At 56.4% G+C, this 21,376-nt stretch carries 17 protein-coding genes; 7 read left to right on the plus strand and 10 right to left on the minus strand.

Annotated features, from left to right (window positions below; all coding sequences use genetic code 11):
* Positions 1-10 precede the first annotated feature (10 nt).
* From BQ8482_RS20430 to BQ8482_RS20440, 3 genes are all read left to right on the plus strand, one after another.
* Entirely contained in the window at positions 11-1,264 is a 1,254-nt protein-coding gene (locus BQ8482_RS20430; RefSeq protein WP_244602899.1) for a class I SAM-dependent methyltransferase, read from the plus strand.
* The gene (locus BQ8482_RS20435) at positions 1,261-2,481 is read left to right on the plus strand and encodes a class I SAM-dependent methyltransferase (RefSeq protein ID WP_244602900.1); all 1,221 of its coding nucleotides are present in this window, start codon (positions 1,261-1,263) and stop codon (positions 2,479-2,481) included. Before BQ8482_RS20430 ends, BQ8482_RS20435 begins: the two co-directional genes overlap by 4 nt.
* 145 nt (positions 2,482-2,626) lie before the next feature.
* Entirely contained in the window at positions 2,627-3,799 is a 1,173-nt protein-coding gene (locus BQ8482_RS20440) for an acyltransferase family protein (RefSeq protein WP_123149261.1), read from the plus strand.
* Here the strand turns inward: BQ8482_RS20440 and BQ8482_RS20445 are convergent.
* From BQ8482_RS20445 to BQ8482_RS20460, 4 genes are read right to left on the minus strand one after another with little or no spacing between them, the layout of a single operon-like run.
* Entirely contained in the window at positions 3,786-4,841 is a 1,056-nt protein-coding gene (locus BQ8482_RS20445) for a DUF707 domain-containing protein (protein ID WP_123149262.1), read from the minus strand. The two genes, BQ8482_RS20440 and BQ8482_RS20445, sit on opposite strands and share 14 nt — an antisense overlap.
* Before the next feature lie 40 nt (positions 4,842-4,881).
* On the minus strand, positions 4,882-5,841 hold the full coding sequence (locus BQ8482_RS20450; RefSeq protein WP_123149263.1) for a glycosyltransferase family 2 protein: 960 nt from the start codon (positions 5,839-5,841) through the stop codon (positions 4,882-4,884).
* A gap of 30 nt (positions 5,842-5,871) precedes the next feature.
* Complete coding sequence (locus BQ8482_RS20455; protein WP_123149264.1) at positions 5,872-7,092, minus strand: class I SAM-dependent methyltransferase; 1,221 nt, start codon at positions 7,090-7,092, stop codon at positions 5,872-5,874.
* Complete coding sequence (locus BQ8482_RS20460) at positions 7,089-8,372, minus strand: glycosyltransferase (protein WP_425294118.1); 1,284 nt, start codon at positions 8,370-8,372, stop codon at positions 7,089-7,091. The genes BQ8482_RS20455 and BQ8482_RS20460 overlap by 4 nt, the downstream gene beginning before the upstream one ends.
* 342 nt (positions 8,373-8,714) lie before the next feature.
* Here BQ8482_RS20460 and BQ8482_RS20465 point away from each other — a divergent pair, with 342 nt between their 5' ends.
* The 3 genes from BQ8482_RS20465 (at position 8,715) to BQ8482_RS20475 (ending at position 11,937) form a co-directional block, all read left to right on the plus strand.
* Positions 8,715-9,581, plus strand: coding sequence for a glycosyltransferase family 2 protein (locus tag BQ8482_RS20465; RefSeq protein ID WP_123149266.1), 867 nt, complete (start codon positions 8,715-8,717; stop codon positions 9,579-9,581).
* A 14-nt stretch (positions 9,582-9,595) separates the two neighbouring features.
* Positions 9,596-11,029, plus strand: a complete 1,434-nt coding sequence (locus tag BQ8482_RS20470; RefSeq protein ID WP_123149267.1) for a polysaccharide biosynthesis/export family protein — start codon at positions 9,596-9,598, stop codon at positions 11,027-11,029.
* A gap of 134 nt (positions 11,030-11,163) precedes the next feature.
* Positions 11,164-11,937, plus strand: a complete 774-nt coding sequence (locus tag BQ8482_RS20475; RefSeq protein ID WP_123149268.1) for a TylF/MycF/NovP-related O-methyltransferase — start codon at positions 11,164-11,166, stop codon at positions 11,935-11,937.
* 12 nt (positions 11,938-11,949) lie between these two features.
* Here the strand turns inward: BQ8482_RS20475 and BQ8482_RS20480 are convergent, their stop codons facing one another.
* Positions 11,950-13,428, minus strand: coding sequence for a hypothetical protein (locus BQ8482_RS20480; protein WP_208867783.1), 1,479 nt, complete (start codon positions 13,426-13,428; stop codon positions 11,950-11,952).
* Between the two features lie 153 nt (positions 13,429-13,581).
* Here BQ8482_RS20480 and BQ8482_RS20485 point away from each other — a divergent pair, with 153 nt between their 5' ends.
* Positions 13,582-13,821, plus strand: coding sequence for a hypothetical protein (locus tag BQ8482_RS20485; RefSeq protein ID WP_123149269.1), 240 nt, complete (start codon positions 13,582-13,584; stop codon positions 13,819-13,821).
* 61 nt (positions 13,822-13,882) lie between these two features.
* On the opposite strand, the gene BQ8482_RS20490 is transcribed toward BQ8482_RS20485, so the two are convergent.
* The 5 genes from BQ8482_RS20490 to BQ8482_RS20510 all read right to left on the minus strand — a co-directional run bounded on the left by BQ8482_RS20490 (position 13,883) and on the right by BQ8482_RS20510 (position 21,145).
* A complete protein-coding gene (locus BQ8482_RS20490; protein ID WP_123149290.1) occupies positions 13,883-14,545 on the minus strand; it encodes a sugar transferase in 663 nt (220 codons plus the stop codon).
* 528 nt (positions 14,546-15,073) lie between these two features.
* Positions 15,074-17,023 (minus strand): GNVR domain-containing protein, encoded by a 1,950-nt coding sequence (locus BQ8482_RS20495; RefSeq protein WP_244602902.1) that lies wholly within the window; start codon positions 17,021-17,023, stop codon positions 15,074-15,076.
* Positions 17,024-17,078: 55 nt separating this feature from the next.
* Positions 17,079-17,849 (minus strand): response regulator transcription factor, encoded by a 771-nt coding sequence (locus BQ8482_RS20500; protein ID WP_123149270.1) that lies wholly within the window; start codon positions 17,847-17,849, stop codon positions 17,079-17,081.
* Positions 17,850-18,260: 411 nt separating this feature from the next.
* On the minus strand, positions 18,261-18,980 hold the full coding sequence (locus BQ8482_RS20505; protein ID WP_123149271.1) for a Crp/Fnr family transcriptional regulator: 720 nt from the start codon (positions 18,978-18,980) through the stop codon (positions 18,261-18,263).
* A 953-nt stretch (positions 18,981-19,933) separates the two neighbouring features.
* Positions 19,934-21,145 (minus strand): acyltransferase family protein, encoded by a 1,212-nt coding sequence (locus BQ8482_RS20510; protein WP_123149272.1) that lies wholly within the window; start codon positions 21,143-21,145, stop codon positions 19,934-19,936.
* Between the last annotated feature and the right edge of the window lie 231 nt (positions 21,146-21,376).

Here is a 21,376-nt window from a genome sequence, read left to right on the forward strand (position 1 = left end):
GCCGGGAGCCATGGCCATGATGATTGCTGGTGCAGCCTCTGTAACCGAGCAGGTTTGCCGCTCCTGCGGCGGGAGTCATATCGACACGTTCCTGAAGCTCGGCACGACGCCACTTGCCGATCGGCTTCCCGTGAGCGTCGACGATGACCAGGAAGAGCCGGCCTTCCCACTCAACGTGGCCTTCTGTTGTGATTGCAGTTTGGTACAGATCACGGAAACGGTGAACCCGAGGATTCTGTTTGCCGATGCCTACCCCTATTACTCCTCGTTCTCGCAAGCGCTGCTGAGGCATTCCCGAGACAATGCGCGTGACTTGATCGAGCGTCGTAACTTGGATGCCAACAGCTTTGTGGTCGAGTTGGCGAGTAACGACGGCTATCTCCTGAAGAACTATGTCGAGGCGGGCATACCAGTACTCGGCATCGACCCCGCCGAAGGACCTGCCGCCGCTGCGGACAAAATAGGCGTGCCGACACGCCTGGCCTTTTTTTCCCGTGAACTGGCGGAGAAGCTTCGCCAACAGAAGATGCGGGCCGACGTCATTCACGCAAACAACGTTCTCGCCCACGTGGCCGACACCAATGGTTTTGTTGCAGGCATTGCGCGGTTGCTCAAGGACGACGGCGTTGCGGTGATCGAGGCGCCATATGTCGAACCAATGATCGACCATTGCGAATTCGACACGATCTACCACGAGCACCTCTGCTATTTTTCAGTGACGGCATTGGACAAGCTGTTTCGACGGCATGGCCTTTATCTCAACGAGGTAAAACACTTGTCGATTCATGGCGGTTCACTTCGCCTGTATGTCGAAATGCGGGAACATGTCGGAGCGAGCGTCACCAACCAGATCGCTCATGAAAGAGCACGAGGGATTGACGCCATCGATTACTATCTCGATTTTTCCGCGACGGTCGACAAATTGAAAGTCGAGCTCTCCACATTGCTACACCGGCTGAAAGCCAGCGGTGCCTCAATTGCTGCCTATGGAGCAGCGGCCAAAGGCGCTACCTTGATCAATACGGTCGGCATCGGACGCGATCTCGTCGACTTCGTCGTAGACCGCAACACCCACAAGCAGGGCAAGCACATGCCCGGTCAGAAAATTCCGATCCGCTCTACGGAAGCTCTGTTGGAGGCCCAACCTGACTACGTTCTCGTGCTTGCCTGGAATTTCCTCGATGAAATCATGGAACAACAGGCTGAATATCGAGCCAGGGGCGGAAAATTCATCGTTCCCGTGCCGAACCCGCGGATCGTGTGACCGTGCAAGTCCAAAGCGCTGCCTGCGCCGAGGCGCATGAACCGGCGACGAATTCGATGCGTCTTCGCGGCGATTGTCCTGTCTGTCGGCAGAGGAATCTGCTGCACTCGGTATCATTCGACGCCATTCCATTTTCGTGCAATTCCCTGCACCCTGACGCAAACTCGGCCGTTGCTGCACCGACTGGCCAATTCGTTCTCGCGTTTTGCCGCAATTGTGAACATTTCTTCAACGCGGCGTTTGAAGACGGTCGGATCGGCTATACGCAGAATTACGAGAACTCCCTGCATTTCTCGCCGCGCTTCGTGGCCTTCGTCGAGGATCTCGCTGATCGCCTATCCGCAGCTTACGCACTCGATGGAAAACTGGCCTTGGACATCGGTTGCGGCAAGGGTGATTTCCTCAAGCGACTTTGCTCAACCAGCGGCGCCAGAGGCATTGGTTTCGACAGGAGCTTCGAAGACAATCGGGGCGACGACGTCGCCGGCGTCGAGTTCATCAATGACTGGTTCAGCGATGCCTATCCGGACGTCAAGCCTGACTTCGTCTCCTGCCGTCACGTCCTGGAGCACATAGCCAGCCCGATCGCCTTCCTGCAGGGGCTTCGCTCCCATCCACGCGTTGAGCCGAGCACCGTATTTTACATCGAGGTGCCTAATGCCCTCTATACATTGCGCGACATGGGGATCTGGGATCTGATCTACGAGCATGTATCCTACTTCACGCCGCACTCACTGCGGGTGGCGATGGAGACAGCAGGATTCGAGGTGCTTGACCAGGGCGCGTCGTTCGGTGACCAGTACCTCTTCATCGAAGCAAAGCCTAGCGAGCCCCGGATGATGGCCCCGTATTCAAAATCTGAAAAGATCGATGCGCTCGTCCACCGATTCGACCGAACCTATCGCGACAAGGTCGCCTGGTGGCGCGATTACTTGTCAAACAGGGATCCGGAGCGGACCGTTGTCTGGGGTGCGGGATCGAAGGGCATTACATTCGTCAACATCGTTCCTGAAGGGGCGCGGATTGGGGCGCTGGTCGACGTCAACCCGCACAAGCAGGGGCGCTTTGCTCCTGGCACCGGGACACCGGTGGTTGGTCCCGAGAGCCTGCGCGGCAAGCCCCTGCAGTCTATCGTCGTGATGAATCCGCTCTATCGAGACGAAGTTGCCCAGGCCGCCTGCAAGCTCGGTCTCTCAGCGGAGATCATTGTGGCATAATTCGGCGATCTGCGGCTTGCGCTTTGCATCTGCGATCCCACCGATGTCGATCCGGTCGAGGTTGACCGGAGCGCCCGCCTTGTAGGCAGCGACGAGAGGAAAATGCGGAGCCCAAGCCCACGTTGAAGTCGGGAATCCTTCCGGTATGGTTTTCAATGTTCAGGTCATGCGGGCGATCGCCGCGACTTTGGTGGTCTGGGTTCATACCCAGGAACTGATAGTGACCGACGTCCTTCCGCATTGGCTGAGGAGTTTTGGATACGGAGGTGTGGACCTATTTTTCGTCATAAGTGGATTCATCATGGTCCGCACGACACAAAATAAAAACATACGGCCCATTCAATTCTACAGGAAGCGTATCCTTAGGGTGGCCCCTCTGTACGCGTTTTTCACAATTCTTATAGTGATTTTGAGCGCGACCATGCCTGATGTTTTAAACAGCACTCAAATAGAAGTTTCTCAAATCGCAAAATCTCTAGTTTTTTTTCCGTTTGAGAAAACGCCAGATAGCCTTTACCCAATTTACTACCTTGGTTGGACTTTGAACTACGAAATGTTTTTTTACAGCATTTTTGCAGTCGCGTTGTTGTTGCCCAAACGCGCCAGGCTCATGGCGATCACCGCTGTTATCGTCTCTCTTGCCGGTATCGGAAACAGCATTGGAGGTCTTTCCGATTATGGGGTCGCGGCTTTTTTCTATACGCGGCCAATCCTGATGGATTTCGTATTGGGAGTGCTGGCGGCGAGCTACTTCCACGATTCGGCGCGCACCGCCAGAAATCCCATGAGGTGGTGGCTATGCCTCGCCGCCGGGGTCTCTTGGCTCGCTTTTGGAGGGGAAGTCATCGGTTTCGGCGACGTCCCCGTCTCGCCACCGACCGATACCTTCCTGAGGTTCGGCATCGCATCCGGCTTGATTGTGGCGGGAGTGGTCGGGCTGGAGCAATCAGGGACAAGGATCGGCTCTCCACTGATGCAACGTGCGGGTGACGCAAGTTATTCGATATATCTGTCACACTATTTCTTTATCGCGGCGGTCATCGCCGTTGCCAATCGCTTGGAGTTGAACGACGCTGCTCGCGCCCTGCTCGCGCCCGCCACCATGGCGGCGGCGGTAGCCGTGGGTTTCGCAACCTATCATCTGCTGGAGCGTCCATTCGCTGGTGACCTCGGCATCTACCAACGCCTCGCCAGGCTGTTTGTGGCACCGCCTCCCATGCAGCCGCGCGCCATTACCGAGGAAGCTGTGATGGGGACTACCCGGAAAGTCCAAAGGCCAGATGCCTTAGAGTCAGACTCACAATCTAAGACGACGTGAAACCAGTACCTTGCGATTTTCCGGATGAGCGGGTGGACGGACGCTCGATAGATCCAGGCGGTGGCATTCGGCGACCCACCTTTTGCGGTTGACGGCCTGACTTTACCACTCCATCGACGTCGATCCGTTGCAGGTTGACCGGCCTCAGCCAGCAGTGTCGCGTATAGTCGGTTGAGCGGCGCATAAACTGCGCCCATTTAAGTGGCGTCTTGGACAGCGCCCGCCAAAGGGACAGCGAGTTAAGGCCGATCAGAAAGCGAGACCGGATGAGCTGCCCGCGCCGGTCAACCGCTGCATAGGTTACGAACCCGCGAAACGCAGCGCCGAACCTCTTCAGCACGGCATCAACCTGTACGTCGTAACGCTCGTTGGCGGCGAAACCTTGAAGCGACTTTGTTGTCCCGACTGGCCGCGTGTGTCTTACAACGACATCGTCAACTATGGCGTAACGCAACCAAGGCATGTCAGTCAGGCGGGTCCAAAGAAGGTCTATTCCCGTCTCGTAGCCAAGCCCGAATAATTTCAACGCCGTTTGCAGGCACCTGGCGCTGAACACCGGACACATCATCTCGACCGTGTTGGTATATCGCAACAAGTATCGCTTGCCGCTGACAAGTGTCGCTGCGTAGGAGAAATAGCTATCCCAAGACAGCGCTGGCTGAAACAGATCAAGTTTATATTGGCGGCCGATTGCGAACAGGCGATTCAAGTCCAGCTTCGTCACCTCGATGTCATCGTCGATCAATGCAATGAGATCATACCGCGTCACAATTTCAGGGTAGCATTGAAACAAGGCATGATACCCGGCGATCTTGCGCCCCGGCAGAAATACGCTGAAATCGTTCTGTCCATGGGAGACGCCAGGCTCGTAGGCAGCCACGAGAAGATCGAAGTCGGCTTCGCCCGTCCCCTCAGTCCAGCCGGCATGCAAAGAGCTACGCCCTGCCCGGACGATCACCAGATTTCTCTTGCCCGAGCCCTCCGGCAATTTTCGAAAGGCTGACACTGCTGCGGCCGCGGGCGTGACTTGGCGAAGGTTCATGCAAAGCCTCCCGGCGGGCGCCGCACCAGATCACTCGTTTCTAGCCAGGAGATCGGTTTGAGACGGCGTGAATGCGTTTCAGCGCTCCCAGCCCAGCGCCGCGGAGCTTGGTACGAAGCTTCGGAGAAACAACGCCCACAAGTTCCAGGCAAAATCTCGCGATGAGCAGCGGATCCAAGATCCATGCAACCAGATGAAACAGTGTCATACCCATCGGTGCTGTGCGCCTGTGCCGATAGGCAATCGCGACGAGGTGTTTTAGCCGCCTCGACAATTCAAACGCATTCGCATTAGCGCCGCCAGGATTTTGCCAAGCCAATCGTTCGGAGCTCGGCAACCGCACCGAGCGCGTCGGATGGTCGCGGCTGTATAGTATCGCGTTGGGCGCGTGAACAAACGTCCCGAGAAGAGCCATCTCGGCCAGAAGCGCACAGTCGGAGCCGTAGTAGGGCTCGTGCAATGTCGTTTTGACTAAGGAATCCCGACGCCAAAGGCCGAACATCGCCGCATCCCATCCGTGCGCAGCAACCATCAACCGGAAGCGGGACGCGGGCGACGATCCTTGCATGTCCGGCAGCACCCTTTCGACATAGGAAGTCAGCTGCCCGGTCTCGTCGATTCCCAGCAGTCGCGGGTAGGCAATGACGTGGCGGGCATTCGCGTCAAGCGCACGCACGCAATCCGTCAAGAAACCACTGCTCAAGAGGTCATCGTGCGCGCACCATTTGAAATATTCGCCCGAGCTCAATTCGAAAGCTCGATTGAAATTGGCCGCGGCCCCTAAATTGCGTGCGTTTCGGACATAGCGGACGCGCTTGTCCCGCCGCGCGTATTCCAAACATATATCGGCTGTTCTATCTGTCGAAGCATTGTCGGTGATGACAAGTTCGAAATCATCGAAGTCCTGCTCAAGGATCGACTGGATCGCCTCGGCGACGAAATTCTCGCCGTTGTAAACCGGCATACCAAGGGACACTTGCGGCGACTTGGGATGTTCCATTTTCCGGGTTCTTCTTTAACGAAAGTGCGATCAGACCGCGACGATTTCGGGTCGCAGGTCCAGCGCTTTCAAGGATTGCGCCACTTCATTCAGGTATATCGGGTTCATGACGATGACCAAGTCAGGCGGAGTGTCCAACAGGTCGCTAGGCGCAATGACCGGGTGACCGGTTCCGGGCGTAAACTTGCCTTGCTTGTAAGGGTTGATGTCGACTGCTGCCCAGACTTCGTCTCCAAGCTGCAAGGTCGTCAGGAACGACACTGCCTTGGAGCCGCCGCCCCACAGGACGACCCGCCGGCCGGCGGCGTGCGCGGCGCGAATGCGCTCCTGCCAGGAATTCTGAACGGCTCGCACGCGAGCGGGAAAGGTTTCCGCCAAACGGTGCATCACTTCCAGATCGTGCTCGAGCGGTAGTCTCGGTGTCGTCCGGCCTGCCGACGGCCGGGCGTACTGAACGATGTACTGGTTGTCATAGACGAGTTCCAGATCGGTAACGTCGAAACCTTCCTGGCGAAACAGGCGCGCGTGCGCGCCAGGACTGAAATAGGAGCAATGCTCGTAGTAAATGTCCCAGAACGCGCTCTCTACGAGCACACGTTTTGCATCGGGTGTTTCGAAGACGGCCCAATCCTGGGTCCTTTTGCCGATCATCTTGCGGATCAGCCGCACGAAACTCGACACCGAGCTTACGTGTTCGAGCGTGTGGCGACAGAGGACCGTATCCGCCTGGAGATGCTGGTAGTCTGGTCCGAAAAAATCGACGATGATCTTGACGTCGCCGTACTCGTCATTACGGCCTTTGTCGGCTCGATAAGCTGGATCGATGCCGAGCCCGGTGGCGCCACCCGATATGCAAAGTTCGCGGAGAAATTCACCCTTGCCGCAGCCGATCTCCAACACGTGCTTGCCGGCTATCGCACATTTTTGTGCAATCTCGCGTGCAAGTCCCTTCGCGAAATTGTTGAAGGTGCTGGAAAAATGCTGGGATTCCTCAAAATTGGTCGAATAGCCCATGACCGTTTCGTCAAAGGCCTTGTTGAATATGAACCCGCATGCTTCGCAGAATGCGAGGTCAAGGTCGCGGCGGGGAAAGGCGTGGGCTGCTTGGGCCGAATTAAGCAGGACGCAGCTATGCACCGGGATGGATTCGACCCGGTAGATTGACCGGCTGACGGGGGCCGAGCAGCACGGACACGCGGCCGGTCGAAGCGCTTTGCTGTTGCTTGCCATGTGAAGGTCAAATGAATTCATTGTAGAATTGGCTCGATAAGTGAACCGGTTATATCGCGCGTCGAGCTCTCGGCTCCGAAGAGTTCATTGTACTCGGTTGCGCGAGCGAGTTGGACAGACTGGGCCAGGCCGAGGGCGTCGAGAATCGCCAGGTCGAATCTTTCCTCGGAGAACCGGGTCGCGTTCATGCGACAGGCGTGCGGCGTAATGGACAGCGCATTTTTCTCGAATAGATCAATGGCCTCAGCTACGGAATCGATGGCCTGACGGTCGAAGAGCACACCTGTCGGATGGGCGCTCTCGCCAAGCGGCCGGACAATGTCGCGCGCGCCTCCGCGGCCGAAGGCGATCAATGGCGTGCCGCACGCCTGGGCCTCGGCAAGCGCTATCCCGAAATCCTCGCATCCAGCGAACACCATCGCACGAGCATTGGCGATTCTTTCGATGTATTCATGCCGCGGCAGATAACCGGTGAAGACTATGTTGGAGCCGGCAAGCGATCGCAGATGCTTGGATTGTACTTCGTCGCCTACAACAATCAGGCGACGCGACGGCGTTTTGCTGAACGCCTCGATTATCAGATCCGTACGCTTATACGGGGCGTGGAACGCGGCGGTGACGTAGTAGTCATCCTTGTTGACGACGAGTTTAAAATCCTCGATGGCGACGGGCGGATGGACTACCCGCGCGTCGCGGCCGTAAATCCGTTCGATTCGGGAGCGGACATAATTCGAGTTTGCCAGCATCAGGTCAGGACCATGTGCCGTTCGGGTGTCCCAGGTCCGCAGCCTGTGAAGCATGTAACGAAACGCAAGACCTTTCGGTCCAAATCCCAAGCCGGCTTGCTGCAGATAGGAGAATTGTTCGTCCCACGCATACCGCACCGGACTGTGCACATAGCACAGGTGTAGTTGGTCTGGGCGAGTCAGAACGCCTCGAGAGAATGCGGCCGAAGAGGAAATTACCGCATCATAACCTGTGACATCAAATTGTTCGATCATAAACGGACAGAGAAAGAAAAGTGACCTGTAGTACTTTTCCACGAATGGAAGTCGATTCATGCCGGAAACGTGGAAAACTACGCCTGGAAAATACTCTTCCTTGATTTCCTTCGGGAGAAAATCAAAGAGGGTAAAGACCTCGGCTCTCGGAAAAGTCTTGCAGATCCGAGCAAGGACCTGCTCCCCTCCCCGAAAGTTGGGGCACCAATCATGCACGACGGCGATGCGGGCGTTGCGGTCTATCGCGGCAAATGGCGTTTTGCTGATGGATCGCAAATGTTTGGCATCACGGCCCACCATGGTGGTTGCTTTCGGCTGTCGCACATGGCGCATGCTTTGCCCCTCACGGAATGTTGGCACCTTTTTCCGGAATTCTTGTTGCCCGGATGCTTAGCGACTGTGTGTCGTCCGTCCCGTCCAAACAAGTTGCCTATCGGGTTAAGCGCCGCACCCTCCCGAGGCCGGATGTACTCCAACGAGGTACGTCCCCTACTTCGATGGGCCTAAGCACGCCTCAACGCTAACCTTATGCGCAGGCTGCATCGGCGCGACCGGCGGATTAGGATCATAGCGCGCTCACTTCGCAAGCAGTGGTCGCGCGCCGTATCTGCATCCATTGCCCGCGAGGAGAGTTGATCGTCGATGAAAGTGGCTGTTATCGTCGCAACGTTTGGTCGCAGGGAACATGTGGCTCGGCTTCTCGCACAGCTTGAGCGACAGACCCTGCTCCCTGACGCGGTGATAGTCTCGGCTCCTGACGCCGATCATACTCCCAACAACATAGTTTGCCGGTTTCCTGTATCGCGCGTATTCGGAAAAACCGGCTTGCCGGCGCAACGCAACATCGCCCTCGATATCGCAGGCGACCGTTTCGACATAATCACCTTTTTCGACGACGATTTCATTCCTGCGGACGACTATCTCGAAGGCGTATCGAAGGCGTTCAAGCAGCAGTCCGACTGGGCAGTGGTGACTGGAAACGTGCTGAAGGACGGTGCGACCACTGCAGGGCTCACGTGGGACGAGGGTATCCAGGCGCTTCGCGAAGCCGGCCCAGCGACCGAAACGCGTGGGGTGGACCAACTCAGCGCCTATGGATGCAACATGTCGATCAGGGCGGCATTCATCGGCGGCCTGCGCTTCGACGAACGGCTTGTGCTCTATGGGTGGCAGGAAGACGTTGATTTCACCAGCCAGTTGAGAGCCAGAGGGCGGGTTGTCTGTTTGCGGTCGATCCGCGGGGTTCATCTCGGCATCAAGAGCGGTCGCGTAAACGGCATTCGCTTCGGCTATTCCCAGGTGGCGAATCCGATCTACCTCGTCCGCAAAGGGACCGTTCCATCGACGTTCGCACTTAGATTGATGGGCAAAAATCTGCTCGCCAATCTCGCGCGCAGCCTCTGGCCGGAACCCTATGTCGACCGGCGAGGGCGACTGCGCGGCAATCTCCTGGCCCTTTCACATGTCGCAAGGGGCCGGGTGGAGCCCGAATATATTCTGAAGATCTAGTGCAGAGGTAAGTGATGTTCGAGGAACTGCCCTTTTCCGTCAACAGCGGCGCTCGTTCAAATCACCGAGTTCGGTGCCTGGGCAAGCTGTCCGATCGTGGCGCTTGGCGCTTTCTCCACGTCGTGGTGTCGGCGGGGATGTCCTTGGCCTGCATGTTGGGTGTTTCGGCTGCAAACGCCAAAGACTATGTGCTCGGCCCGCAGGACAAGCTGCGCGTCAAGGTCTACGAGTGGCGTGCGTCGCGCGACACGATATTTGGCTGGGATGCTCTCAACGACGAATACACGGTCGGTCCCAACGGCTCCGTTTCGCTGCCGCTGGTCGGTGAAATCAAGGCTGCCGGCCTCACCACCGGCGAGATTGCGAACTCCATCGGCGACAGGCTGATGAAAAGTGTCGGCCTTGCGCGAAAACCGAATACGGCGGTGGAAATCGTCCAGTTCCGACCGTTCTATGTTGTCGGCAAGGTGACGCAGTCGGGAGAATTCGCATACCGGCCCGGACTGACCGTCTTGCAGGCATTGAGCATCGCGGGCGGGTTGCGGACTCGAGAGGACAGGGATGCCAGGTTCGAGCGCGAAGTGATCCAGGGCCAAGGGGATGTGAGCCTGCTTAGACTGAGCGAGGCCAGTCTCCTCGCTCGCAAGGCACGACTCGAGGCGGAACTCTCGCATGCCAGCGACATTAAGTTTCCGGCCCAGTTGACGTCGCGTATTCAGGACGACGTCTTTGCTATGCTCTTGAAGCAGGAGCGCTTGATCTTCCAAGCGCGCAGCGAGGGATTGGACACTCAGATCAAGGCGCTCCATGGTCTGCGTGAGTTCCTCCAGAAGGAACTGGCCTCGCTGGAAGCGCAACTCGTTTTCCTCGACAAGCAGATCGGCTCAATCCAGAAAGAGTTGACAGCGGTTTCGGCGTTGGTGGTCAAAGGTCTTGCGGCGGCGCCGCGGGAATTTTCTCTAGAGCGGGCCCTTGCCCAGGCGCAGAGCGAGAGGTTGTCGGCGGAAACCAGTCTGCTGCGCGGGCGTCAGGAAATCAGTAAAACAGACATATCAATTCTCGAGCTCGAGGACGGGCGGAAAAATGAGGTAACGATCGACCTGCGTCAAACGCAAGCTGAGCTCGATGCTCTCGAAAGCAAGACAGAAACAGCAAGGCGGCTATTGTACGAGTCGGCGGTATCTGCCCCGACCCTTCTTGCCCGCCGAGCCGACGCGGATCTGGCTGCGCCGATCTACACGATTTTCCGACCGTCGGCGGATGGCGCGACAGTGCAAATCCAAGCTAACGAAACGAGTGCCGTAGAGCCCGGAGACACGATCAAGGTTGAAATACCACTGGCTCCGGATGAAACGGGCGCGCTGGACCTGACATCGACCGAGCGGCACGAGGCGCCGGGAATAGAACTCAAGGCAGAAACCGCCGTCGATACTGTAGGCATTCCGTAGCCCCCGGCGGCGGCTAGAATGATTAGGTAGAAGCGCGCGACTGCTTGATGTAGATCAGGCAACTTCCTTGACCAATACACGCACTATATGGCTCTATCGCCATCGCGCTCTTTTATAGGAAAAGAGACTTCGCTATGCAAGCAACTGAACTACCGAACGTCTTCTTGACCAACACGTTCGATGAATGGATTCAACAGAAGCCATCCAAATCTCAGACGGTTCGCTTTGCCAACAAGGTTCTCCGAAAACTTGGAATAAAACTCGTCCTCGCACCACCTGTTCGCACGGGCTGGATGACCAGTGTTGAACAGAGAATGGACATGTATCACTTGGCAGGCGCAGCGCTTTTCTACAACGTACCGGGAGACTTCTGTGAATTGGGATGCCACGAAGGCAAGTCAGCCGTGGTATTCCAACGCATACTTCAGCACTACGATCCAAGCAGGAACCTTCACTTGTATGACAGCTTCGAAGGTCTCCCGAACGCCAGTGCCGAAGACGGCCACGCCAACGCTCACAAGGGCGACATGGCCACTACGAAGGATGCGCTCATGGCAAACTTCAAGCGTTTGAATCTTCGGCAGCCTATTCTTCACCAGGGATGGTTCGAAGATACGCTTCCCACACAGTTGCCGGACAAAATTGCATTTGCGCATCTGGATGGTGACCTATACGACTCGGTTAAGGTCAGCTTGGAGCATGTGTATCCTCGCCTATCAAAGGGTGCTGCATGTCTGATAGACGACTACAGTGATCCTGGATTGTTCGACTCGGTCGATCTCTATCCGGGGGTAAAGAAGGCCTGCGACGAGTTCTTTAGCGATAAACCCGAAAAGGTTGCGCTTTTGTATGGTGGATTCGATAGCACTATGGGTTTCGGAGCTCATGGATACTTCCGAAAGCTCTGAGCCTATATCGCTTTAGGCGCGGCCGGGAACAGTGCCGACCTGCGATTGAATCACGTGTTCGCTGGAATCGGGCGAATGCCGGAGCGTCCTTACGGGAGCCTCAGCAACACTGTCGTCTTCAACTGGCAAGAGCCGGCTGACAAGAACGACAGCGAGAGGAATCAAGAACACGATACCCGGGTCGGCGCCGCCACTTGCCAGGGATCCGGCCACGAGCGCCGATAAGGCGCAAGCGCGGACACTCGACGCGATCGCGTCGATCTCGGGATCGATGCGACCGACGCGGCTACCCCGCATCCCCCGCACCAGCATTGCCAACAGAACTGCCATCATCGCGGTGCCGAACAGCCCCAACTGGGAAAGCACCGCGATCGGCCAACTCGAGGCCCGCGAGCTTCCCAACCCGACTCCCAGTCCACCTGTATCGAAGAAAGACTGCAGGCTTTTGTAGTTCCAGTAGCTGCGCTCCTGGCCGGAGGCTGATGTGACTTTGTTGATTACCGTGTTGTCGACAAGCTGCAAGACCGGATCTAAGAAATGCGGATAGAACAGACTGGCGGCCATCGCGGAGAGGAGCAAGGGCGGTAGCAACGCGATAAGCAGTGCTTCCCCCCACCTCAGCCGACCTGAAGCGAGCGACTTCACGATGGAAAAGACAACGGGCACGCTTACGATTGCAAGACCGACATAGGCGGTCGACGATGTCGACAGCAGCAGGAGAACAAAAAGGGCCGCTCCTAACCCCAATGCAAATTTGGATCCGGTCTTGCGCCAATAGGTGTAGGTGAACGCCAGCCCTGCCAGCGATGCCCCACCGAACGACGATGCCTCTGAAAACGCCCCCGCGATCCGCCAAAATCCAGCTTCCGTAACTTGCGTCAGCATGGCGTAGTTGGCCGTACGAATCGGGGCGAGGATGTCGCCGGCGCCGATCACTTTGCCCAACAAATCCAAAATGCCCATGAACACGTGCAAGCTGAACCAAAGGAAGAAGCCTCGCCTGATGTCGGCTAACGTGCCGCTGCGCTGAAGCAGCAAACAGGCCGCCAGGAACGTCAGCCCTCCCAGAATAAAGTATCCCGCCTGAGAGATATTGGCCGATACCGGCGCCAAGGCCGCTTCGTAGACGCCTTTGCCGGTGCGGGAAGCGACGAAGGCGCTTGTCTGCCCTGCAAAGAGCCTCGGAAATAACAGCGCTCCGATGCAGACATAGATCATCAGCGCGCAGACGATCCATGCTGCACCTATACGAACGAAGACCGCTCCTATTTCTCTCCAGATTCCCCTTCGAGCCAGCGCGGCCACTATCACCAGCATATTAAAGACGGTGAAGATGAGCGGCGATGAGCCGCCAAGCGAGGTTATTGTCCCGATTGCCGTCGCTCCAAAAGCCAGAGAGGCAATCAGCGCAGTGATCATCGACCAGCGCATATAAACGACGAGGGCCAGGAGTCCCGTGCAAATCAGTGCCCCAACGAGCGAAACCTGCATTTCACACTCCGACCATCAATGATCCAGACCCTGACGGCGCCGCCGGAACCGCTGAGCTAAATGGTTGGCTTCACAAAAACGAGCGACTCTGATTTCCTTGGGACAGGGTTGACCTCGCGCAGCGTAAATTGACCCTGGGAGGAGGAGATCGCCGTGCTGCTTGCCATTGTCGGCGTTGCAGGTGTTGCCCTGATAATAGGGCTTACGCTGCGCGCGCCGGCGCTGATAGTGGCGACATTGGTGGTGATCGTCGGCAGCATCGTTACGAGCAGTTTTCTCCACCTGTCTGTTCAAACCAGCATCCGATCGACACTCTACCTTGTTGTCGTCACCCAAATTGCCTACTTGGTCGGCCTTGCAATTGCCGTGCTGCGGCACCGCCCGGGGCGATAACGGCGTGGGCGACAATCCGTTGAGGCCATTTGTGCTGCACCTCCCCCTGACATGGCCAATTTCAGGAGGTCTGATCAAACTTCATGATGGCCGGTATTGTCCGCATCAGGATCGAAAGATCGCGGCGCAGAGACCATGTCCGAACGTACTGCATATCCAGTAAAACGCGATGTGAATACTCGGTCATGTTTCTCCCGTTTATCTGCCAGAGGCCGGTCAGACCTGGCCGCGTCTTCAAATATTCGTGCGATGCGGCGCCATAGCGTTGCAATTCGTCGGCAACGACAGGTCGCGGACCGACGCAACTCATGTCACCACGCAAGATGTTGAACAGCTGCGGCAACTCATCCAGGCTCGATTTGCGAAGCATGTTTCCGAGAAACAGGATACGCGGATCGCACTTCAGTTTCTGGTTGGCTGCCCATTCCTGGGCGGCTTGTGGATTGCAGCTCAGATGCCGTTCGAGCACCTCCTCGGCATTCGGTACCATGGTGCGGAACTTGTAGCAGTCGAAGGCCTTTCCGTTGAATCCAATACGGCGGTGAACGAACAGCACCGGACCGCCTGTGGTGGCCTTGATCAGTAGCGGGATCAGAACCAGGATTGGACTGGCCAGGATGAGCGCTGTCGAGGCTACCATCAGATCCAGCAACCTCTTGGCCCAACCGCCGAGAGGCTGTCGCCGGTCGCCCCGCGCATCTTCTTCAATGCTTGCCGTTTGCATATCCGGCTCAAGCGAAACGGTGCTATTGTCATGGCTTGCGTTGAGTTGAGGCGACGAAAGGTCTGGCGTGTTCGATGTGGCGGCCGCGCCGCTTTCACGCCGAAGAGGCAATGTCGCCGCAGGCCTGGCTCCGACCAGAATGGTCCAGTCGTCAATGGCCAAGTCTTCGCACGGTCGCAGATTGCTTTCGATCATCTTGGACATCTCTGCTTGCGCCCGATTTCAGCTGTTTTTCGTTTGCATTTTGTCGACGACGGATGATCTCCGGCAAGCAAGGAAAAGGTGGTAGATCGGGGATGATTGGCAGCGGGGGCTACCCCCTATGATGCTAGGCTGGGTACGGACGAATGGCTGCTCGGTTCAATGACTGGCACAATATCGGAATTGATCGTTCGTCTCGCGGTTCTCTGCGCCGCCTGCAAGGGGCGCAGATTCACTTTGACAGGCAGGTGTTCGAATTGACGGGCGGTGTCGAGACTTGCCGCTGGGCTCGTGCTCGACTGACACCGCCGCGAGGAAGACAGGATGTCAGCGCGGTGCTTGAGCTGCGCGCTTCCGGCGGTAACGATGAGCCGAAACAGAACGAACACGTGTCATCAACACGCCAAGGACGGACGAATTGGTGTTTTTGAGTGTCTGCGTCAGATCTTCCAGTTGATCAAGCGGCGTCACGCCCCACTGCGCCACCACAATCACGCCATCAAGAAGCGGGCAAACAGCAAGCCCTTCGGCGCCTGAACTAAACGATGGGAGCTCAACAATGATGACACTGTAAGCGTCAACTTCGCTAAGTAATTTCTCCATATTATCGGGAACAAGCAAATTCGTCGAATTCGACACATCGTTCTTCAAGTAATAAAACGATGTCTTTTCAATAAACTCGATTTGCTTGCCGATATCTTTGGGGCTGCCGGAATCTCCATCGATCACGTTGAGATCGGAGGACAAGAGACGTTCGTTGGCCAGTGCCGACCTATGGTCGGCGTTGATCACGAGGGTCGTTGTGCCCGACACTCCACACAGGGCCGCCAGATTGCTTACAACGGTGCTCTTTCCATCACCGGGGCACACAGATGTGATTCCGATGCGACGTCTTGAAGGGGTGGCCCCGGCCAAGCCCATGATCGCCTTGACGCTCCTGAGGCTGCCGCTGAATGAAGAGTCCGGATTCTTGAGCACCTCGTCAAGCCGGCCAAAACCACCGCGCCTGAAACTGACCGGCGGCAATTCTCCGATACAGGCCAGGCCCAGTTCGCGGCGGATCTGATGCGGGGTCCTCACGTTCCGATCGAGCCCGCGCCGCGCTACGGCGAACCCGACGCCAGCCACCATTCCGGCAAGTGCGCCAAAGGCGAGGATCAGCGTCTTGCGCGGCCGACTTGCTTTCTTTGGGCTCGTTGCGGATGTAATGACACGAGCGTTGGCGATCAGATAAAGCTGCTGGTCGACCGAGTTCGTATACGCCCCGAGCAGGCTTTCATACATCTTGCGATAGGTGTCGGCTGTAACTTCCAGCTGCTCTAGCGTAGTCTGGCGTGTTGGTTGTTCTTCGCTGGGCGCGAGACCCTGTCCCTCAATGGGCGTCTCGTCCTGACCTATGCTGTAGTCGTGTTTTGCGCGAAACTCCTGGACGACCCTAGTCGCCCTGTTCATCTGATCGCCGACCTCCCGCATCCGCCTTTCCAACCATGCGATGCCTTCGCCGGCCGCTTTTGTTGTCGTTTGCACTTGCTCACGCACGAACGCCTCCGCTGTGGCGTTTGCGATGCGTGCCGCCAATGCCGGGTCCAGAGACTGGAACGAAATGTCTATTGCATACGAGACACCGACACGCTGGACATCCAGGCCATCGTTGAAAATCTCGACCGCGCTACGCCGACGCTCGGATTCCAGCTGCGGACTGTTGGTTTGGATTTGATCCGGCCCGGGCAGCACTCGTTGGAAGAAATTGGTCAACGCGGCATAGCTGGTATCGAGCCCGCCGGCCTCAACGACACTCATCCAAGCCCTGTGAAACCTCTCGCCGATGGTCGGACCGTGCATATCCCTGAACGTTGGATTGTCCATGAGTCCAAGGTCGTCGATCACCATCATCGCGATCTTCTGGGAGCGCAGAACTGCGAGCTGGCTCTCGACCTGAGCGGTATCGAGCGACAGATTCACTTCGGCGGGTTGCTGCTGAAGGTCTCTGGGTATCTTTGGTTCGATCAGGATCTGGGTTCGCGCGGCATAAATAGAATCCGAGGTAGCAAAGTAAAACGTGGCGCAAACGATTCCGGCGACGATGAACGCCAGAATCGAGAAAAGGTACTGCCGAACAAATGAAACAACGTCAGCGAGGCTGATAAAGTCCTGCGCGGCGTCCGCCCCAAGCCATGACTTGTGAGCAATTGCCGCCATCGGCCGGTCTAGCATGGCTTCAATCCATATCTGCAACAAAAAGAGCGGCGAACTGCAACGGTCGAGCAGGATCGCCACCAACGGGCCCCATTGCGAGCATGCAGCCGTGCCACTGTCATGACGACAAAACCGTTTAGCTCGGTCGGCTCAACACGTGGACGCCAGGAAACATCTCGTTGAGCTTGTAGACGACCTCCGTCCTGTTCGTCGCCTTCAGCTTCTTCATGATGTTGCGGATGTGAACCTTGACCGTGCTCTCTCGGAGGTTGAGCTCATGAGCGATTATCTTGTTCGCCTTCCCACGCCTGAGAGCCTGGACGACCTCTTCTTGCCGCTCCGTGAACACACTCGCCATGGGCCTTGTCATTTCGACGGTTGTGTCGATTGCCTTGTGCTGGGCAAGCACGCTGCTTGCAGGGACAAACGTGCCACCGGCTAGGACAAGATTTACGGCTTCAACACAGATCTCGAAACGGATCGACGACGGGATGTAGGCTTTTGCGCCATAATTCAACGCCTTCAGAATCTGCTCTAAATCGTCGGTATCGGCCAAAATCAGCACTGGCACCGGGTGGGCCTCATTCACGAGATCGGCGATTTCGCTGCCGGTCCTTGCGTCTGTCACCTTTCGGCTGCCCACGTTCAGCAGAATAGCCGACGTCGTCAGTGCATTCTCTTGATGCCGCCACTCTTCGATCGAACTGAACGACAGGATTTCCTTCCCGATGCCATAGGCGGTCAGGCATTGCGCAAGACATTGTCGGTCAAGCACTCGCTCATCCAGCAGAGCCAGGCAGGATTCGGCTAAGCCGTGTCTACGAAGATGTATTCCATTCCCGGTCGTCCGCGATACGAATTCCAGTGCACCGGGTGATTTGCTATCCAGTTGAATTGTCGGAACCATGAACTTACTCCCCAAACTTTTACCCACGTTTCGTGACCAGTACGAGATGGACTTCAGGCAAATACTATTTCCCACGAGCGATGTTCTGTTCGCGTCGCCTTCACTATAACTGTGGGATTCCCAAGCCCCGCCATGGAACAGCACTATCCCGTCAATAATGTTTATCGCCGAAAAGATGCGCCTTCACTAATTTAGGTTAATAAAACGTAAAAAATTTTACTCCTTCGTTTTTGGCCCTAGTAATTTGGTCTAGGAGGGAGGGTAGCCTGAGAACACACCGACTGGAATCTGGACCTCGCGTTGTTTGTCAGGCGCGGGTTGGCGCCGTCCGTAATGACAGCCGGCCTCGCCGATGGCAGTGCGACTTTGAGGCGTGTCGCGCCGCCTTTGCGTCGTGCGCCAATGTAAGTGTCAACCATCGATATACCTGTCATCGAACTCGGCAAATTTCGTTACGCCCAGTCGATCCAGCACGCGGACATGACCTTGGCGGAACTCCAGAAACCCGCGTTCCCGCAATTCCCGCAGCATTCGATTGACATGGACGGGCGTCAGCCCGAGCGCGTCCGCGAGGTCGTACTGGGTGAGAGGGCATGCATAGCCAGCGCGGCTGACAGCGCCGACGCGCTCCAATCGCGCTCTCAGTTCGAGCAGCAGGTGCGCTGTACGCGCCAAGGCGCTGCGTCGACCTATATTGGTTAGGTGTTGGGTAACAATCGCTCTCTGGCGCGCGAGAGTTTCGAGAAAAAGGGAGGCTATGTAGGGCGACTTCGCTGCGCCAAGAGCAAGTGTCTTGGTCGAGGCTTCTAACACCGCAAGGTCGGTTTGAGCCACAAATGTCTCAAGAGCAGTGCCCGAGTACGTCTGTGGCCGGACAATGTCGCCCTTCAGGGCAAAGTCCAAAATCTGTCGCTGTCCGCCGGCAAGATCATGAGAAATGCATCCCCAGCCAGACTCGATTATGAAGACGCGGTCGCCGTCCTCGCCCTGATTGACGATAGCGGTTTCCGCCGCATATCGCTTTGGCACGAAGCCTAGCGCCTTGATATACGCCTTATCGTCGCTTTTGACTGCGACTGACGTCGGCCGGTGTTCATTCTCACTCAATGAAAGGCTTGTAGCATACGTCATTCGAACCCCGCCAATCCGCCCTAGATAACCTCCCTACGCGAAAACGTACTCCAGCTTTGACATGTTGAGTACCCTGCGCGGGCTACAACCAATGGGTGATATTGCACTGCACTCTCACAAAAAGGCAAGGATCACGCCTGATCGAGCGCAGTAGGTACCCAATACTCATCATAAAGTTTGATCGACTCTCTGCACCATCCATTCGAATGGCAAGGCCTCCGGCGGTCGGAAGCGCTTGGTGACACCAGCCACTCACCGTGCAACTTTCGAACACGCACGCTTACGGATCGCTTACGACCTTCGGTGTGACTGGCCCGCCGTACCGACTGCAAGCCAAGCATCGCTGCTGACTTGAGGTCGCGCTGACGTTGTCCGGCGCGAACCGCCCGGTCGTTCAATCGGGCGGAACGTACCACTTCCTTTATGCAACCCTCTGATTTCACTCGCAGGTAACACCTCGGAATGCTCCAACTCGGGCAGCCCCGATTCACTCAAGTGCAACGCTGCAAGCCGCTGTAGGTCAGCTGCCTCACAGGACCAGCAGCTCGCCACTGGGGCCGGCACGAGATTTTCTCTTTGCCGTGACGACGTTTCAACGGGCAAGAGCGTTAGTTCAGACGCTCGGAACTACTCCGGCTCGATGAGTAACCTTCGCTGCAGTTCCAGGACCCGGAATGGGTCGATTGATGCCCCTCTTTCGAGCCAAACTGTCTCCGGTTTCAGCCGCGACAGGGGCAAGGGATACCTCATTCGCGGTAGCTATGACTCCCCGATTACCTCGCAAATGCGAAGAGACCGCCTGCCAGGTACCCGGAAAAAGGTTTGTCTGGAGTGCCAACCCCACCGATCGAAGCCCGTGCAACGGGGGGCGCATCGGCTTTTGCGCATCATGGAAACCAGCGCTTAGGGCGAGCGGCACTTCAACCGCCTTAATTGCGCTCCATGCCCGCATCTCATCGGTTACGTCCCCACTGCTCACCACCCAATAGCCGTGGGGTTTCCTGATTCCCTATCGGGGACGCTAAACCGCCATTTTGATCTCGTTTGGCGGCGGGTTTAGGGAACCCTCCCCTGACGGCGTTTTGAATCCTCTTTTCCAACCACATAACGGCCATGCTCAAACCTAAAACGAGCAAGATGGAGAGGACGAAAACAATGGGCATCGGAAAACCCAATGAAAACAACCACCATACGATAATCATGCCAAATGAATAGTGATTCAAATATATGGGGTAGCTTATTCCTCCAATATACTTCACTAACGCGTTGTTCCTATAAAGATTATGCCTAACGAACTCACGATATTTTATTCCTGCTGCCATTGCATACATGCAGATCAACCAAATTATCACTGCTGATAGCTTGTACTCATAACCGCGTTCAATCGAAATAAAGATTTCCACAGTGCTCATACTGCCAAAAAGCAATAACAATACTGCCTTCCGCGCATGATTCCCCATTTTGAGATGCTCATCACCGTCGTTCTTGACAAGAAAGAAGATCATGCCTGTAGCAAAAAAAACGCCGTGCTGCAGCAGAAGCAGTTTGAAGGGGAACCGCGATAGCACTGATATCGCTTCTTCCGGCCGCGTGGACGGCGGCAGCAAATGCAACCCGGAGAGAACAAGAAGGTATACCGAGCTGGAAAACCCTATTATTTTGGCCAGATCGTAGAGTGATAAACGAAACCTCGACAAAATTGACGCGGCCACCAAGACGTAAAATACGGCCTCGACAACGAGAGACCATACGACCCCGTCGATATAAGGGCCCTTAGGAGACAACGTTACCGATCTGCAAAAATCCATCAGAAGACGGGAAAAATCCTCGCCATAAAGAACTCGTGCGGCCAAGCTGACGAGCGCGGACAGCCACAAGGCGGGCAATATACGCGTAGCGCGCATGCGCGCGAAACGCAGCGCGTGCGACGCCCCCCCTTCGCCTGAGGCGCTCGTGGCAATGACAAACCCGGAAATTACGAAAAAAACTTCGACCCCTACAGCACCCAAACCGGCAAACGCCGACAGAAAACCGAAAGCGACATCTCTTCCCTCGGCGACTGACGCACTGCTCCAGGCGAATGTCGCGAAATGGTTCAGTAACACCAAAAGCGCTGCAAAAATGCGCAAGAAGTCCATGACGTGGTAGTGGACATTGCGTTCCATATAATGTTTCCGAACCTTGCCAGAGGCCAAGGTCGAATACTATCGTGAAACGGTCAGTACACCTGCTACTACATTCGGACATAAGCCGAATTGATTAACATATGACCTGTTTCCTGCGGCAGATCCACCGATCTGCTACGCTTGGCCTTCTGCAGACGCGGTTTTGCTCGGCGGCTTAATACGTGGAGTAGCGTTGCGTTCCAATCATTGCCATTGATGGAGAATGCCACG

Origin of the sequence: Mesorhizobium delmotii (assembly GCF_900149755.1) — a bacterium.
Taxonomy (GTDB): Bacteria; Pseudomonadota; Alphaproteobacteria; order Rhizobiales; family Rhizobiaceae; genus Mesorhizobium; species Mesorhizobium delmotii.

Excerpts from the sequence above, each read along its gene's own strand:
- BQ8482_RS20455 (WP_123149264.1), bottom strand. The coding sequence starts at position 7,092 with ATGAATTCATTTGACCTTCACATGGCAAGCAACAGCAAAGCGCTTCGA.
- BQ8482_RS20510 (WP_123149272.1), bottom strand. The coding sequence starts at position 21,145 with ATGGAACGCAATGTCCACTACCACGTCATGGACTTCTTGCGCATTTTT.
- BQ8482_RS20475 (WP_123149268.1), top strand. The coding sequence starts at position 11,164 with ATGCAAGCAACTGAACTACCGAACGTCTTCTTGACCAACACGTTCGAT.
- BQ8482_RS20480 (WP_208867783.1), bottom strand. The coding sequence starts at position 13,428 with ATGCAGGTTTCGCTCGTTGGGGCACTGATTTGCACGGGACTCCTGGCC.
- BQ8482_RS20460 (WP_425294118.1), bottom strand. The coding sequence starts at position 8,372 with ATGGTGGGCCGTGATGCCAAACATTTGCGATCCATCAGCAAAACGCCA.
- BQ8482_RS20430 (WP_244602899.1), top strand. The coding sequence starts at position 11 with ATGGCCATGATGATTGCTGGTGCAGCCTCTGTAACCGAGCAGGTTTGC.
- BQ8482_RS20440 (WP_123149261.1), top strand. The coding sequence starts at position 2,627 with ATGGTTTTCAATGTTCAGGTCATGCGGGCGATCGCCGCGACTTTGGTG.
- BQ8482_RS20500 (WP_123149270.1), bottom strand. The coding sequence starts at position 17,849 with ATGGTTCCGACAATTCAACTGGATAGCAAATCACCCGGTGCACTGGAA.
- BQ8482_RS20490 (WP_123149290.1), bottom strand. The coding sequence starts at position 14,545 with ATGCAAACGGCAAGCATTGAAGAAGATGCGCGGGGCGACCGGCGACAG.
- BQ8482_RS20465 (WP_123149266.1), top strand. The coding sequence starts at position 8,715 with ATGAAAGTGGCTGTTATCGTCGCAACGTTTGGTCGCAGGGAACATGTG.
- BQ8482_RS20505 (WP_123149271.1), bottom strand. The coding sequence starts at position 18,980 with ATGACGTATGCTACAAGCCTTTCATTGAGTGAGAATGAACACCGGCCG.
- BQ8482_RS20445 (WP_123149262.1), bottom strand. The coding sequence starts at position 4,841 with ATGAACCTTCGCCAAGTCACGCCCGCGGCCGCAGCAGTGTCAGCCTTT.
- BQ8482_RS20450 (WP_123149263.1), bottom strand. The coding sequence starts at position 5,841 with ATGGAACATCCCAAGTCGCCGCAAGTGTCCCTTGGTATGCCGGTTTAC.
- BQ8482_RS20470 (WP_123149267.1), top strand. The coding sequence starts at position 9,596 with ATGTTCGAGGAACTGCCCTTTTCCGTCAACAGCGGCGCTCGTTCAAAT.